This is a genomic window from Aequorivita flava (genome assembly GCF_038742595.1).
Taxonomy (GTDB): Bacteria; Bacteroidota; Bacteroidia; order Flavobacteriales; family Flavobacteriaceae; genus Aequorivita; species Aequorivita marisscotiae.
This window is the reverse complement of record NZ_JBANCF010000009.1, coordinates 1-14,232: the sequence shown is the minus strand read 5'-3', so window position 1 is coordinate 14,232 and position 14,232 is coordinate 1. Positions and strand designations below refer to the sequence as shown.

11 protein-coding genes are annotated in these 14,232 nt (G+C 39.3%); 4 read left to right on the top strand and 7 right to left on the bottom strand.

The annotated features are described in order from the left end of the window. Positions 1 to 177: 177 nt before the first annotated feature. The 4 genes from dnaN to VZD24_RS10960 all read right to left on the bottom strand — a co-directional run bounded on the left by dnaN (position 178) and on the right by VZD24_RS10960 (position 5,362). A complete protein-coding gene (dnaN, locus tag VZD24_RS10975) occupies positions 178 to 1,296 on the bottom strand; it encodes a DNA polymerase III subunit beta (RefSeq protein WP_279448088.1) in 1,119 nt (372 codons plus the stop codon). Positions 1,297 to 1,506: 210 nt separating this feature from the next. Next, a complete protein-coding gene (gene gldG / locus VZD24_RS10970) occupies positions 1,507 to 3,903 on the bottom strand; it encodes a gliding motility-associated ABC transporter substrate-binding protein GldG (protein ID WP_342687619.1) in 2,397 nt (798 codons plus the stop codon). 194 nt (positions 3,904 to 4,097) lie between these two features. Further along, positions 4,098 to 4,391 carry a putative quinol monooxygenase gene (locus VZD24_RS10965; RefSeq protein WP_279448086.1) on the bottom strand — a complete coding sequence of 98 codons (294 nt, stop codon included), beginning with the start codon at positions 4,389 to 4,391 and terminating at the stop codon, positions 4,098 to 4,100. Between the two features lie 131 nt (positions 4,392 to 4,522). Beyond that, entirely contained in the window at positions 4,523 to 5,362 is an 840-nt protein-coding gene (locus VZD24_RS10960) for an SAM hydrolase/SAM-dependent halogenase family protein (protein WP_279448085.1), read from the bottom strand. 209 nt (positions 5,363 to 5,571) lie between these two features. On the opposite strand from VZD24_RS10960, the gene VZD24_RS10955 reads away from it, so the two are divergent. Both VZD24_RS10955 and VZD24_RS10950 read left to right on the top strand, forming a co-directional pair. Beyond that, positions 5,572 to 6,525 carry a PhoH family protein gene (locus tag VZD24_RS10955; protein WP_279448084.1) on the top strand — a complete coding sequence of 318 codons (954 nt, stop codon included), beginning with the start codon at positions 5,572 to 5,574 and terminating at the stop codon, positions 6,523 to 6,525. Positions 6,526 to 6,613: 88 nt separating this feature from the next. Further along, positions 6,614 to 7,564: a phosphoribosylaminoimidazolesuccinocarboxamide synthase gene (locus VZD24_RS10950; RefSeq protein WP_342687618.1), complete on the top strand. Its 951-nt coding sequence runs from the start codon at positions 6,614 to 6,616 to the stop codon at positions 7,562 to 7,564. A 15-nt stretch (positions 7,565 to 7,579) separates the two neighbouring features. Here VZD24_RS10950 and VZD24_RS10945 read toward each other — a convergent pair whose 3' ends face one another. Next, the gene (locus tag VZD24_RS10945) at positions 7,580 to 8,902 is read right to left on the bottom strand and encodes an acyloxyacyl hydrolase (protein WP_342687617.1); all 1,323 of its coding nucleotides are present in this window, start codon (positions 8,900 to 8,902) and stop codon (positions 7,580 to 7,582) included. Further along, the gene (locus VZD24_RS10940) at positions 8,899 to 10,164 is read right to left on the bottom strand and encodes an acyloxyacyl hydrolase (RefSeq protein ID WP_342687616.1); all 1,266 of its coding nucleotides are present in this window, start codon (positions 10,162 to 10,164) and stop codon (positions 8,899 to 8,901) included. The genes VZD24_RS10945 and VZD24_RS10940 overlap by 4 nt, the downstream gene beginning before the upstream one ends. 79 nt (positions 10,165 to 10,243) lie before the next feature. On the opposite strand from VZD24_RS10940, the gene VZD24_RS10935 reads away from it, so the two are divergent. After that, a complete protein-coding gene (locus tag VZD24_RS10935; protein WP_342687615.1) occupies positions 10,244 to 11,641 on the top strand; it encodes an alanine/glycine:cation symporter family protein in 1,398 nt (465 codons plus the stop codon). A 329-nt stretch (positions 11,642 to 11,970) separates the two neighbouring features. Here the strand turns inward: VZD24_RS10935 and VZD24_RS10930 are convergent, their stop codons facing one another. Then, complete coding sequence (locus VZD24_RS10930) at positions 11,971 to 13,056, bottom strand: M42 family metallopeptidase (protein ID WP_279448079.1); 1,086 nt, start codon at positions 13,054 to 13,056, stop codon at positions 11,971 to 11,973. A gap of 126 nt (positions 13,057 to 13,182) precedes the next feature. Here VZD24_RS10930 and VZD24_RS10925 point away from each other — a divergent pair, with 126 nt between their 5' ends. Further along, a complete protein-coding gene (locus VZD24_RS10925) occupies positions 13,183 to 13,881 on the top strand; it encodes a DUF4294 domain-containing protein (protein WP_342687614.1) in 699 nt (232 codons plus the stop codon). Positions 13,882 to 14,232 lie beyond the last annotated feature (351 nt).

The window sequence follows — 14,232 nt, the reverse complement described above, 5'->3', positions numbered from 1 at the left end:
TTTGATTGTTTAAAAATAGAAAAAAAAACTAGTTAACTATTATGAAATGTTAAAATTCACAATAGTTAACTAGTGGTAGAAAAATTGCGGTTCTTTTTGTTTAAAAAGAAACTGTATTACTATTACTGATAGCTAATAACAACCGTATTCTATACAAATAACTTCTATAATTACTTACTAATTGTTAAGCATCACTGGCATAACGAGCATGGTAACGGTTTCGCCTTCATCCAGGCCATCTACCGGAGTAAGTATCCCTGCGCGGTTAGGAAGGCTCATCTCTAAAGAAACTTCATCGCTGGTAAGATTGTTTAGCATCTCGGTTAAAAACCTGCTGTTAAAGCCTATCTGCATATCATCGCCCTGATAATCGCAAGTTAATCGTTCCTCGGCTTTATTGCTGTAATCTATATCTTCTGCCGAAATATTCAGTTCGGCACCGGCAATCTTTAACCTAATTTGATGCGTAGTCTTACTTGAGAAAATAGATACCCTACGCACGGAATTTAAAAACTGATTTCGGTCTATAACCAATTTGTTCGGGTTCTCCTTCGGAATAACAGCTTCGTAATTTGGATATTTACCGTCAATAAGGCGGCACACCATTTCGGTGTTTTCAAAAATAAACTTCGCATTGCTCTCGTTGTACTCAATGGTAACATCTTCTTCACTTCCCGCAAGTATGCTTTTTAAAAGGGTAAGTGGTTTTTTCGGCATAATAAATTCTGCCGTTTGGGAGGCGCTTATATCATCGCGGGTATATTTAACCAACTTGTGGGCATCGGTAGCTACAAACACCAAATTATCTGTTGAAAACTGAAAGAAAACCCCGCTCATTACAGGTCGTAAATCGTCATTTCCAGAGGCAAAGATTGTTTTGCTAATTGCGGTAGCAAGTACGTCGCCCTGTACAATTGTAGCCGAAGGATCCTTTAAATCTACTGCATTCGGAAATTCCTCCCCATCGGCATATGCCAGAGCATATTTACCGTGGTTACTGCTAATTTCAATAGTGTTATTGTCTTCAATAGTAAAGGTTAGCGGCTGCTCGGGAAAGGTTTTCAACGTCTCCAATAAAAGCCGTGCGGGAATACAAACCATTCCTTTTTCGGCACTTTCTACTTCTAATTTTGAAGAAATGGTAGTCTCCAAATCGGAAGCGGAAACAGTAAGCGATTTTCCGTCTAGGTTAAACAAGAAATTATCTAAAATTGGCAGGGTATTGTTGTTGTTAATAATACCGCCTAATACTTGTAGTTGTTTTAATAAATAGGAACTCGATACAATAAATTTCATTCTATGTGTTTTTTATGAAATAATTCTCAATAAATACGCCCCAAAACTTTTAAATTTAATGGAATAAAAGCTAGGCAATCCTACCCAAATTTATCGTAATTTAATGTATTCGTTATGGGTATTGCGCATTTCGACCTTGCTTTATATAAACTTCGCCGAAGTACAAATATATTTCAATTGAAGTGTTTGTTAAAACAAACTTATCAACATTTAACGGGTGTATTTTCGTTTGCGGTAGCTGGTAAAAACCAATCCAAAAATAGCTAGTAATCCCAACGGTAGCAATATATTAAGCATTTGCCACTTGGTGCGCTGCGCTACAGTTTTTTGCGGATCCAGAAATGGCACCGCAATTTGGCGCGTTCTAATGTTTATAAGTCCGCTGTCGTCAAGCAGATAATTAACCGTATTAAGCAGAAATTCCTTATTTCCGTAGAATTGATTGGTCATTTTATCAAAACCTAGTTCCAGCGGTCTGTTGCCCTGCATTTGGTTTTTAATAACGTCGCCATCGCTAATTACCACCATTTTGGAAGCCACCCCCTCGTCTAAGTTTTTAGTGTTCTCTAAGCTTATGGGCTTAACTCTATTTTTATAAACCGAAGTAAAATTGCCTTCCAATAACACTGCTAACGGTATTTCGCCTGCGCTAAAATCCCCAGGGGCAGGCCCCTCATTTACCACTTGCAAGTTCTTCGGAATTTCCATATCAAAGTCAATAGGGAAGGGGAGCCCCACACTTTTCGATATAGGTGAAGTAGATAGCAAAACCGTTTTCTGTATGTTGTTGGGAAGCGTGTCTATCCCACTGGCATAACTAAACTTTACCGCTTCAATATTTGTTACTATTGGATGGTTGTTCGCGCTACTGCTCAACGGATTAAAAAACCACGGGTAGCGGTTGTACTGTGCCTCCCGCTCATCGCCACTTGCCAATACTATTGGCGCCGAATAAACATCCTTAACCAAATTGGGGTTAATTCGAATGCCGTATTTAAAAAAGAAATCGCCCAGATTTAAATCCTTCCCAAAGGCAAAGGTTTTTCCGGTGGCAGAATCAGTTTGCATCTGTGTGGCATCCATCAGCCAAAGCGATTTACCACCCTTCATTATATATTGATCCAACACGTATTTTTCGGCATCGCTAAATGCTTCCGTTGGCTGTGCGGCTACAATTAAATCGAAGCTGTGTAATGCCTTTAAGGTTTTTTCAGGATTGGAAGCAACCGAATCCAAGGTAAAAGGTGCAATAAAATAATACTCCCGCAGCGTGGCAAAAAAGTCTGCTATATAACGGTCGTCGTATTCGCCATTGCCCTTTAAAACAGCTATTTTTTTCGACTTCTCGTTTGCTAATTTTTTAAATCCATCGGCAAAGGCGTATTGTAGGTTTTGCAACGAACTATTTACCCGTTCCTCCGAGCTTGCCCCCAGTTGGTTTTTAAGTAGGGCTATTTTTACGGAGCGGCCATCGTGATGTGCCAATGCCCACGGATAAACCAACTCGGTACTTTGTTTCCCCTTTTCAGTAACCCACACCTGGGCAGGGGTTAGTCCAAACTTTTCAAATTGCGCCAGAAAAGCATCGTTCCCTTCTTCGGTAGGATTTATAAAATCGAATTTTATATTCGAATTATAAGCCGAAAACTCGGCTAAAAGTTGTTCTGTTTCCCCTTGAAGTCTTTTAAATTCCGGCGGAAAATCACCTTTCAAAAACACATCAACTATAATTGGCGAATCTATGGAAGCAATAATGTTCTTTGTTTCTTCAGAAAGTGTAAACCTTTTGTCCTGCGTTAAATCGAAACGCTTATAAATATAATTACCGAGCCCGATCAATAAGATTAAACCCACTGCAAACTGCAAATAATGGGTGGTTCGTTTTTTTGATAAAGCAGGTGATTTCTTTTCCAGTTTAAATACTGTAAGACCTATAAACAGTATAGATAGTACTGCAAAATATACAAGGTCCCGTGTATCTAAAACCCCACGCGCTACACTGTCAAAATGTGCTTTCATGCCCAATTGCGAAATAGTAAACGAGGAAGACGCAAAAGCCTCAAACCCGTAATACAGCACAAAACACAGAAAAACAGCAATGATAAAAGCTACAATTTGGTTTTGCGAAAGTGTAGATGCAAACACCCCAATTGATGTATAGGCCAATACCAAAAACAACAACCCAATATATGAGCCCAAGGTGCTACCAAGATCCCAATTGCCCCGCGGAAGCCCCAATTCTGAAATGGTTAATACATATAAACCTGTGGGAATAAGTGCAATTACAATTAATATAACGGCGCCAAAATATTTCCCCAATACTATTTCTTTTAAGTGCAGGGGTTTGGTGAGCAATAGCTCTAAAGTGCCCATCTTAATCTCGTCGCTAAAGGCACGCATACATACCGCGGGAATTAAAAACAACAGTACCCACGGCGCAAGTTGAAAATAGGGGGAAAGGTCTGCAAACCCAGAATCCAACACGTTGTAGTTTCCGCTAAAAACCCACAAAAACAAACCGTTTATAACCAAAAACACGGCAATTACCAAATACCCAACAGTACTGGAAAAAAAAGAGTTTATTTCGCGTTTTATTATTGTAAACATTTTTCTCTCACAAAGGCGCCAAGACGCCAAGTATTTTTATTAATTAACCCACAACAGCCAACCCACAACAGACAACCCACAACAGCCAACCCACAACCGCCAACAGTCAACCGACAACCGACAACCGACAACCGACAACCGCCAACCCACAACCCACAACAGACAACCGCCAACCGCCAACCGTCAACCGTCAACTACAAACTAGCCACCGTATCTACACTCCAAGCTTCAGCTCTTTTGCGAAACATCGGTTTTGTTACACTCCAGACTTCTTTAAACAGTTGGCTGTTTCTATAATTTTCCAAGGCTGCTTCCTTATGCCAACGACTATAGGTGAAAAAGATTGTTTCGTCATTTTTATCGCGGTAAAGTTCCAAAAACAAACACCCCGGAAAGCTGCGGATCTTCTCTTTTACCACTTCAAAATTAGCCAGAAAATCTGGGATGTTTTCCTTTTCAAATTCCATTTTTACAATTCTTGTAAACATAATTCCATATTTAATTGGCTAAACTATTCTATCTTTTTCGCTTTCTTTATAGGCTTTGTTTCTCTCTGAACGCGCTTCATCTCCAATCGTTCTATGGCTTATAAATATGCAGAATTCATAAACCCATTACCTTATAATTCAGTATTAAAATTTACCGTAACCGTATCCCTAAACTCCAACCCAAACAGGCTGGCAGCGCCCCCCACTGAAGTGGGATTGCTTTTGTAAATTGCCAATTCCAAAAATTCAGATGAGTTCCAAAGTGCCAGTCGCTTTCCGTCTTCTTCCCGTTTATCGGCAGTATTGTTAAAATTTATGGCATCGCTATACCGCTCGTAAACTGTATCAAATTTAGCTGTTCGTGCATTAATAATAAACGGTCTGCCGCGTCCTACTTCCTTAAAGAGCTTTCTGGAAATATTGCTAATCACATTGCCATAGTTGTCAATGTAAATTACGTTGCCAATAATTACACTGTCTTGGTTGCTTATTACGGGGCGCAGTCCTGTGAGTTCCTTTATTTCAGTAATATTTTTCCCGATTACATCCAGGGTTCCCCCACGGGCAATATGTCCGGCAACTTTTACGAATACGTCTAAAACAGGAAAATTGCTTATTATCCTATCGTGAATATTTATTTCTACAATTTTCTCGGGCCGCATCTCCGAGGTAAGCATCGAGATAATTCCGTTGTCGGCACACACAAAATAATGCCCGTCCATATACACCGCAATGTGTTTATTTTCAGGATTTAATTCCGAATCTACCCCAATAATATGGATACTGCCAAGTGGAAAACTCTTATAGGCATTTTGGATTATATAAGCAGCCTCATGCAAGTGGAAGGGCGAAACATAATGCGAGATATCAACAATTTTCGCATCTTCCATTTCTGAATATATAGCTCCCTTAACCGCGCCAACAAAGTGATCCTTCTCTCCAAAGTCAGTAGTAAGTGTAATTATAGCCATAAATGGATTGTTGATATTTTCTTAAAAGAGTTCCCACAAAAATAGGTTACTTTTGTTAGTAGCAAAACTATTTCTGACCGAATACGTAAATTTTAAATCACAATAAATTATTTCGTGTTTTTGTAAAATTTACATCGCTATTTTTTATATCGAAATCGCAGAAAATTGAATAGCTTTAGACCAAACATTATATTTAAAATATACGCCTTTTGAACGAACTTATCATTGAACTTACCGAGATTAGTCCTAGAGATTTCTTCGGACTGGAAAACGCAAATATTGATCTTCTCAAAAAATATTTCCCAAAGCTAAAAATCGTTGCCCGTGGCAATAAAATAAAGGCTTATGGAGATGAAGACGTGCTGGAGGAATTTGATAGACGAATGATGATGCTTTTGGAACAAGTGGCCAAATACAACAAATTAGACGAAAACGTAATTGAACGCGTGCTATTAAGCCGCACAAAAGACGATTACGAAACTCCTGCCAGCAGTGGGGAAGTAATAGTTCACGGCACAAGCGGAAAACCCATTAAGGCACAAACCGCCAACCAACGCAAGCTCGTGGCCCTAATGAGTAAAAACGATATGGTTTTTGCAGTAGGCCCCGCCGGAACTGGAAAAACATATACCGGGGTAGCTCTTGCGGTTAAAGCCTTAAAGGAAAAGGAGGTTAAGCGTATTATTTTAACAAGGCCAGCTGTAGAAGCAGGTGAAAATCTTGGCTTTCTTCCAGGCGACCTAAAGGAAAAATTAGATCCCTATATGCAGCCGTTGTACGATGCACTTCGCGATATGATTCCCGCAGAAAAACTGGCGGCACATATTGAAAATGGCGTTATACAAATTGCCCCTCTGGCTTTTATGCGCGGCCGGACCTTAGATAACGCCTTTGTTATTTTAGACGAAGCCCAAAATACAACCCACGCCCAGATGAAAATGTTCCTTACCCGAATGGGAAAAAACGCAAAGTTTATGATCACCGGCGACCCCGGACAAATAGATTTACCGCGACGAATCACCTCCGGTTTAAAAGAAGCATTGCTGGTTTTAAAAGATGTGAATGGCGTAGGAATGATATATTTAGACGATAAAGATGTAATCCGTCACCGCTTGGTAAAAGAAGTAATTGCCGCTTATAAAAAAATTGAAAATGTAGATTAAAATACAAATTCCAAATCCCAAATCCCAAATCCTAAATTTCAAATTAACGAATTAACGAAATAACAAATCCCAACAAGCCATCATCCCAATGTGTAATACAATAATTTCAACCAACTTCAACTTTCCCGGACAAAAACACGTCTATCACGGCAAGGTGCGCGAGGTTTATACCTTAGAAAACAATACACTTTTAATGGTAGCAACCGATAGGCTTAGCGCTTTTGATGTGGTAATGCCCAAAGGTATTCCGTACAAGGGCCAGATATTAAATCAGATTGCTACTAAAATGATGCGCGACACCGAAGATTTGGTGCCCAATTGGTTAATTGCAACTCCAGATCCTAATGTTGCCATTGGCGAAGCTTGCGAACCTTTTAAAGTCGAAATGGTTATACGCGGTTATATGAGTGGCCACGCGGCCCGCGAATATAAAGCTGGCAAACGGATGCTTTGCGGCATTGCCATGCCAGAAGGTATGAAGGAAAACGATAAATTTCCCCAACCTATTATCACTCCGGCAACCAAAGCCGAAATGGGCGATCACGACGAAGATATTTCAAGGGAAGAAATTTTAAACCGTGGCATTGTTTCAGAAGAAGATTACTTGCAATTGGAAGATTACACCCGAAAACTCTTTCAACGCGGCAGTGAGATTGCAGCCGAAAGAGGTCTTATTTTGGTAGATACTAAATACGAATTCGGCAAAACAAAAGATGGAAAAGTGGTGCTGATCGATGAAATTCACACTCCAGATTCATCGCGTTATTTTTATGCCGAAGGATATCAAGAACGCCAGAAAAATAACGAACCTCAAAAACAACTTTCAAAAGAATTTGTGCGCCAATGGCTAATCCAAAATGGCTTCCAAGGTTTGGAAGGCCAGCAAGTACCTGCAATGACCGATGCCTATATCAAAACAGTTTCTGAAAGATATATTGAGCTTTACGAAAATATTACAGGTGAAAAATTTGTAAAAGCAGATGTTTCAAATATACATAAGCGTATTGAGGAAAATGTTTTGCACTACCTGGCTAATTAAATAAGTACTAACGAGTTACCGAAAATTGAAGCTGCGTACATACCCCAAACTTATTTCGGAGAAATCTGCCTGCCCCAAATTTGAATTGATATGCGCGGCAATATACAGGTTGTTTTTGGGCCGCAACTTAGTTCCGATTATATAGTATTTTAAGCCCAACCTTCCGGAAATAAATTCTTTAAATTTATAAAATCCGTCAAAATTCCCAAGAACCCAACCTTCGGGAATTTCTCTAGGCGTATTTTCCCATCCCTTGTTAATTCGCCATTCCATTTTATAAGCGGGCTTGTGCAAATTAATCCCAATTTGAAGATTTACGCTCACGTGGTTCATTAAAACTTCCCCACTAACAAGCACCCCTAAATTTGTGGCGTAATACACCGGCAAACTCTTAAAATAAGCGTATTCCTGCCCATTGCGCACCAACCATTCGTTTTCGTTTATATAATCGTAATAATGTTCGTAAAGTCTAAAATAAAAGCCGAGCCCTACTTTTAACGTGTTGTTATAAACCCGTCCGTATTCGCCAGCAACAGTGTACACCTGCTTTTTTTCATTAAAGGCCAAAGCAAATGAATTTTGCCCAAGCCCAGCCCGAAGATCAAAATACGTATAAACCGAATTTTTTAAAGCGGGAAACACTACTTCGGCAGTTTCTAATTCCGCTTCCGGCATACTTTTTATATCGGTAGATAAACTCAGTAAATATGAATTGTAGCCTTTATTGTGTAACCGCATATGCCCGTTGGAGTGGTGGGCATATCCAAAACCTAAGTGCATATTAATATAGTCTGTAGTAAAAAGCCGATAATAAAAAAACAGCCTACAGGCCCAGGTAATATCTGTGGTTACGGCTTGATTTCTCGGATTCTTTTTAGCCTCGTATTTTTCCGTAAAAAACGAAGTTCCCAAGCTTGCCAGCACACTAATTCTTTCGCTTCTAAACGCATTAAAACGTATAAAAGGCATAAATGAAAAAGCCAGCCCCAAACTGTCTCTATTGCCAAAATCGGTGATGCCAAACGAATAACCCGTTTTCGGACCTTTTAACCGTTGCGACCATTCCTGCGGATTCTTGGATTGATCTCTTCCAATATTAAAAATAATTTGTTTTTGCGTTTTGGTACTTGGAAAACCGAAGTTGGCTTCCTGTGTTTCCCCTAAAAGTAATTCAGTATTAAAAAATAACGAATGGTCTAACCAATTGGCATCCGTTTGTCCTACGACCGAAAGAGTGCAAAATAAAAGAATGCAGCAACAGCTCGCCACCTTAAAACGAAAGCAACTTAAATGTAGGGCGAAATTACCGTTAAATCGAAAATAAAGTGTCTTTATCACGGCTTTAATCTATGATTAAAACTGTGAACATATCCAAAACTCAACTCAGAAAAATCGGCTTGCCCGAGATTCGCCTTCAGATGCGCCCCGATATAAAAATTATTTTTTGGGGCTTTTTCCATACCTATTAAATAATACTTTAAACCCAAACGGGAAGAAATCCGACTCTTCTTTTTATAGCCGGCGTTGTATTCGCCCAAAACCCAACTTCTCGGAATTTCGCGCGGTGGGTTATCCCACCCTTGATTTATGCGCCAATCTATTTTATAGGCTGGTTTGTGCAAGTTGTATCCTAGCTGCACGTCTATGCCAAAGTGGTTTAAGAATATTTCGCCATGTACCGTAATTCCCACATTAGATGCGTAATACCAAGGGTTGCTCCTAAAATAATCAAACTCCCGACCCGCTTGAACCAAAGACTCATTCCCCGCTATATAATCGTAATAATGTTGGTAAAACCGGTAGTACAAGCCAATGCCAATTTTAAAGGTGTTGTTGTAAACCTGACCGTATTCCCCCGCAACTGTATAAACGTTTCTTTTATCGTTAAACGCCAAGGCAAAAACATTCTGACCCAAACCGCTGCGAACACTAAAGTAGTTATAAGTTGTATTTTCATCGTTGGGCACCATTGCGGCAACTGTGTTTTTAGAAGCACCCATCGGATTCTTTATCGCTGCCGAAAAGCTAACCAAAAACGAATTATACCCTTGATTTAACAACCGCATATGCCCATTGGAGTGATGCGAGTAGCCAAGCCCCATGCGCCAATCTATATTTTTGGTAGTTAGAAAGTGATAGTATAAATACATTCTAAACGCCCAGGTAATATCGGTAGTTACCGCTTGGTTCTTCGGATTGGTTTCGGCATTGTACTGTTTTGTGAAATATGAAGCGCCCATTCCCGTTAGCACTTTCCACCGCTCGCTGCCAAAAGCTTTAAACTCAATAAAAGGCATGGCGGTAATTGAAATTCCCAAACTATCTAAATTCCCGTAATCGGTTACACCAAAACTCAACCCCGTGGTGGGACCTTTTAATCTTTGTGCCCAAGCCTGCGGATTGTTGGTATGGGTACGTCCAAAATTTAATATAAGTTGCTTTTGTAGTTTTGTATCAGGGAAACCATCATTAGACTCCATAGTAAGCCCCAAAAGTATTTCTGGATTAAAGTAAAAGGCAGGTTTCTTCCAATCATCCGAGCTTTGTGCGAATGTGAAAATGCATGCAAATAGCATTAAAATGGTTAGTTGTAATTTCATTTGGCGCTACAAGTAACAATTTCCTTATTAATTTTAAAAATTTTAATCCTACATTCGTTAAAACATTTAAAGTCGAAACTTGGAAAAAACCGACAAATTTATTGCCGAAATGGCTTCCGCAGCTTGGGGTTTGCCGCTTTTAATACTATTAATTGGCGGTGGATTATACCTAATAATTCGAATTCGCTTTTTACCATTTCGGTATTTAGGGCACGCCATTGCCGTTTTGCGCGGTAAATATGACGATAAAAACGATTTAGGTGAAATTACACATTTTCAAGCTCTTACAACCGCTCTTTCCGCAACTGTTGGGATGGGCAATATTGCAGGCGTTGCGGTTGCCATCGCAATTGGCGGCCCCGGAGCTGTCTTTTGGATGTGGGTTAGTGCTGTAATTGGTATGAGTACTAAGTTTTTTACTGCAACTCTTTCCATCCTTTACAGAGGAAAAGATAGTGAGGGGGTTGTTCAGGGTGGCCCCATGTATTTTATAACCGAAGGTTTGGGTAAAAAATGGCTGCCGATGGCAATAGTATTCAGTGTTGCCGGTTTAATTGGCGCCTTGCCGGTGTTTAACGTAAACCAACTTACACAAGCCATAAACGACATATTACTAAAACCAGCTGGCGTTTATGAAGGCTTTAAAACCGATTTAATAATAGGTGTTATACTTTCAGGAATTACCGCCATAGTAATTTTGGGCGGCTTGGAACGAATTAGCAAAACCGCATCTAAACTGGTTCCGGCAATGGTTTTGCTTTACTTCGGCCTTGTGGTGTTTATTCTCGTTACGAATATAGATGTAATCCCTAAATATTTGGGATTGATTTTTACTGATGCCTTTTCGGCGAACTTCTACAAAGGCGATGCATTTTTGGGTGGCATTGTAGGAGGTATAATCCTACTGGGCATTCGCCGTGGTGCCTTTTCAAACGAAGCGGGAATCGGTACCGCCCCCATGGCTCACGGTGCCGCAAAAACCAACGAACCTATTCGCGAAGGTCTGGTAGCCATGTTAGGCCCAGCTATTGATACCCTTATTATTTGCACCCTTACCGCTTTGGCAATTTTGGTAACTGGAGTATGGCAAAGCAGCGATGCAAACGGTGTTAGTTTAACGGCTTCAGCATTTGAGGAAAGTATGCCCTTATTCGGCAAATATGGTCTGCTGGCGTGTATCGCTATTTTTAGTATTTCTTCGCTCTTCTCCTATTCCTACTACGGTAGCAAGTGCATGGCCTTTCTTTTTGGTGCAAAAAACAAAGGGATTTATAATTATTTCTATATTCTGAGTATTCTCATCGGTGCCACCACCTCCTTGAGTATGATGATAAATCTAATTGATACCTTCTTCGCTTTAATGGCAATTCCCACAATGACGGCTACCATACTTCTTGCGCCGAAAGTGATTACAGCTGCAAAGATTTATTTTGAAAAATTAAAACAGCATAGAATAGCTGCAAAGAAAGATTTCTAATTATTTAAATGCCAATTTCACCTGCATCTCAGTTTCAGCTTGCTTTTTTCAACTATAATTAAATGAAAACCGCAGCAAATTTTCACTTGCTGCGGTTATAAACAAAACTGAAGGTAGTAACAATGTAGTCCGATTAATATTTTTGAAAGTATTGTTATTATTGAAAATTACAGACAAATCTAAACCCGCTACCTCGCTTTTAAGTTTTTTGAACCCTTCGAAAAAATAGTTAGTTGTTTATTCTTAGATAATTGTATTTCAATAAGTAGAGGCTTCATCTTACGCCTTATAGCAAAGCGGTCTTAAGTTTTTAATCGGACAACACTAATTTAGTCAAAATAACTAAAAGTTTCTCCGTCTTTTATATTAAGGAGCGTTTCGTAGATTAGTTTAATTACGTTCTCCACGTCATCTCTATGCACCATTTCTACCGTAGTGTGCATATACCGAAGTGGCAGAGAAATTAAAGCACTCGCCACCCCGCCGTTGCTATATGCAAAGGCATCGGTATCTGTACCGGTAGCCCTTGAAAGTGCAGCTCTTTGGAAGGGTATCATTTTCTTTTCGGCGGTATCAACAATTAAATCCCGCAGTTTTTGCTGTACGGCAGGGGCGTAGGCAATCACTGGCCCGCAGCCAATTTCCGCCAGTCCCTGTACTTTTTTATCTATCATTGGGGTAGTGGTATCGTGGGTAACATCGGTCACGATTGCAATATTCGGTTTAATGCGCTCCGCAATCATTTCGGCACCCCTTAAGCCAATTTCCTCCTGCACCGAATTAGTAATATAAAGCCCAAAGGGTAGTGTAATATTATTTTCGTGAAGCAAACGCGCTACTTCGGCAATCATAAAACCGCCCATTCTATTGTCTAAAGCGCGACACACAAATTTATCTTCGTTTAATATATGAAAAGGATCGGGGTAGGTTATCACACATCCTACATGAATGCCCATTTTTTCAACTTCTTCTTTATCTTTTGCGCCAACATCTATAAAAATATTATCCGGTTTAGGACTTTCTTCTTTTTGTTTGTCGCGTGTGTGAATTGCCGGCCACCCAAAAACACCTTTTTTTATACCGTTTTTGGTATGAATATTTACAATTTTTGAAGGCGCTATCTGATGGTCGCTTCCGCCATTTCTAATTACATAGAGCAAGCCATTGTCTGAAATATAATTAACATACCAGGATATTTCGTCTGCGTGGCCTTCAATTACCACTCTAAATTTTGCATCGGGATTAATAACTCCTACCGCCGTGCCGTAGGTGTCGGTAAAAAAGTCATCTACGTATGGCTTTAAATACTCCATCCAAAGCTTTTGTCCGTCCCATTCGTAACCGGTAGGCGATGCGTTATTTAAATACGATTCTAAAAATTTAAGCGAATTGTCATTCAATATTGATGTATTCATAAATGCGTTTTTCTGATTATTTGTATAATAGGGTAAAATTAGCAAATTCTTATTAAGGGCAACGAGGCAATTTGCTTATTTTTGGCACGTTCTTGGAGAGTACCGAGCTTAAAAAAACAGTTTTAGATGAAATTTTTTCTACCTATATATATATGCCTATTTTTCTTCGGCTTACATGCTATCGCACAAACAGATACCGAATACCTAAAAAAGCAAAAAGATTCTACCGAAGTTATGTTCTACATAATTGAAGGTGATACCATAGCTCGCGAAATAATAGACCTAGATGAAGTGATCTTGCTCGACAAATTAAAATTTAGTTCAGAACAGGATCGAAGACGCTATTTAATACTCCGTCGAAAAACCCGAAAAGTGTATCCCTATGCAAAATTGGCTTCGGAAAGGCTAACAACAATGACCGAAAGATTGAAAACCATCGACAAAAACCGCGACAAGAGACGTTACACCAAACGTATTCAAAAATATATTGAAGGAGAATTTTCAGAAAAGCTAAAAAAACTAACACATACCGAAGGTCAAATTTTGGTAAAACTAATCCACAGACAAACGGGTCGCACGGCTTTTGACCTTGTAAAAGAACTGCGCACTGGTTGGCGGGCATTCTGGTACAACACTACAGCCAGTCTTTTTGAAATATCCTTAAAAGAAGCATACAATCCTTTTGATGTAAAAGAAGACTATTTAATTGAAGATATTCTGGAAAGATCCTTTCAGGAAAATATCTTAGAGCGTCAAAAACCAGCTTTTCCTATAAACTATTTAGATTTAAAGGCAGCGTGGAACAAAAAAACTGTTAATAACTAAGCCATTCAAGTAGTTGCACAGCATTGTAAAACATGTTATATTCGTAGTTCGCTCTTTTGGTTTTTGGTAACCTCCGTTATATGAAGGTGTTGGCTTCAGAATGGTTTTTCTGAAGATATAAAAACAGTTTTTAGATCCATTTCATTTTTTTTATTTGGTAATATGGTCGCTTTCAAAGCCTTATTATTTGTTGATAAAAAACATTCAAAAAAACCTTTAAATAATGTTGTGGGAACAGAAAAGGGTTTTATATTTGCACCCGCTTAGCAGGACAGATAGCTGTTCAAAAAGAGTTAAGCCGGACGCTCTGAAATTTTTTTGAAATATTTTTTTAAAAAGTATTGCGGGATT

Bases quoted from the DNA above. Each gene is read 5' to 3' on its own strand.
- VZD24_RS10930 (WP_279448079.1), bottom strand. From the start codon at position 13,056: ATGAATACATCAATATTGAATGACAATTCGCTTAAATTTTTAGAATCG.
- VZD24_RS10965 (WP_279448086.1), bottom strand. From the start codon at position 4,391: ATGTTTACAAGAATTGTAAAAATGGAATTTGAAAAGGAAAACATCCCA.
- VZD24_RS10960 (WP_279448085.1), bottom strand. From the start codon at position 5,362: ATGGCTATAATTACACTTACTACTGACTTTGGAGAGAAGGATCACTTT.
- dnaN (WP_279448088.1), bottom strand. From the start codon at position 1,296: ATGAAATTTATTGTATCGAGTTCCTATTTATTAAAACAACTACAAGTA.
- VZD24_RS10940 (WP_342687616.1), bottom strand. From the start codon at position 10,164: ATGAAATTACAACTAACCATTTTAATGCTATTTGCATGCATTTTCACA.
- gldG (WP_342687619.1), bottom strand. From the start codon at position 3,903: ATGTTTACAATAATAAAACGCGAAATAAACTCTTTTTTTTCCAGTACT.
- VZD24_RS10950 (WP_342687618.1), top strand. From the start codon at position 6,614: ATGTGTAATACAATAATTTCAACCAACTTCAACTTTCCCGGACAAAAA.
- VZD24_RS10925 (WP_342687614.1), top strand. From the start codon at position 13,183: ATGAAATTTTTTCTACCTATATATATATGCCTATTTTTCTTCGGCTTA.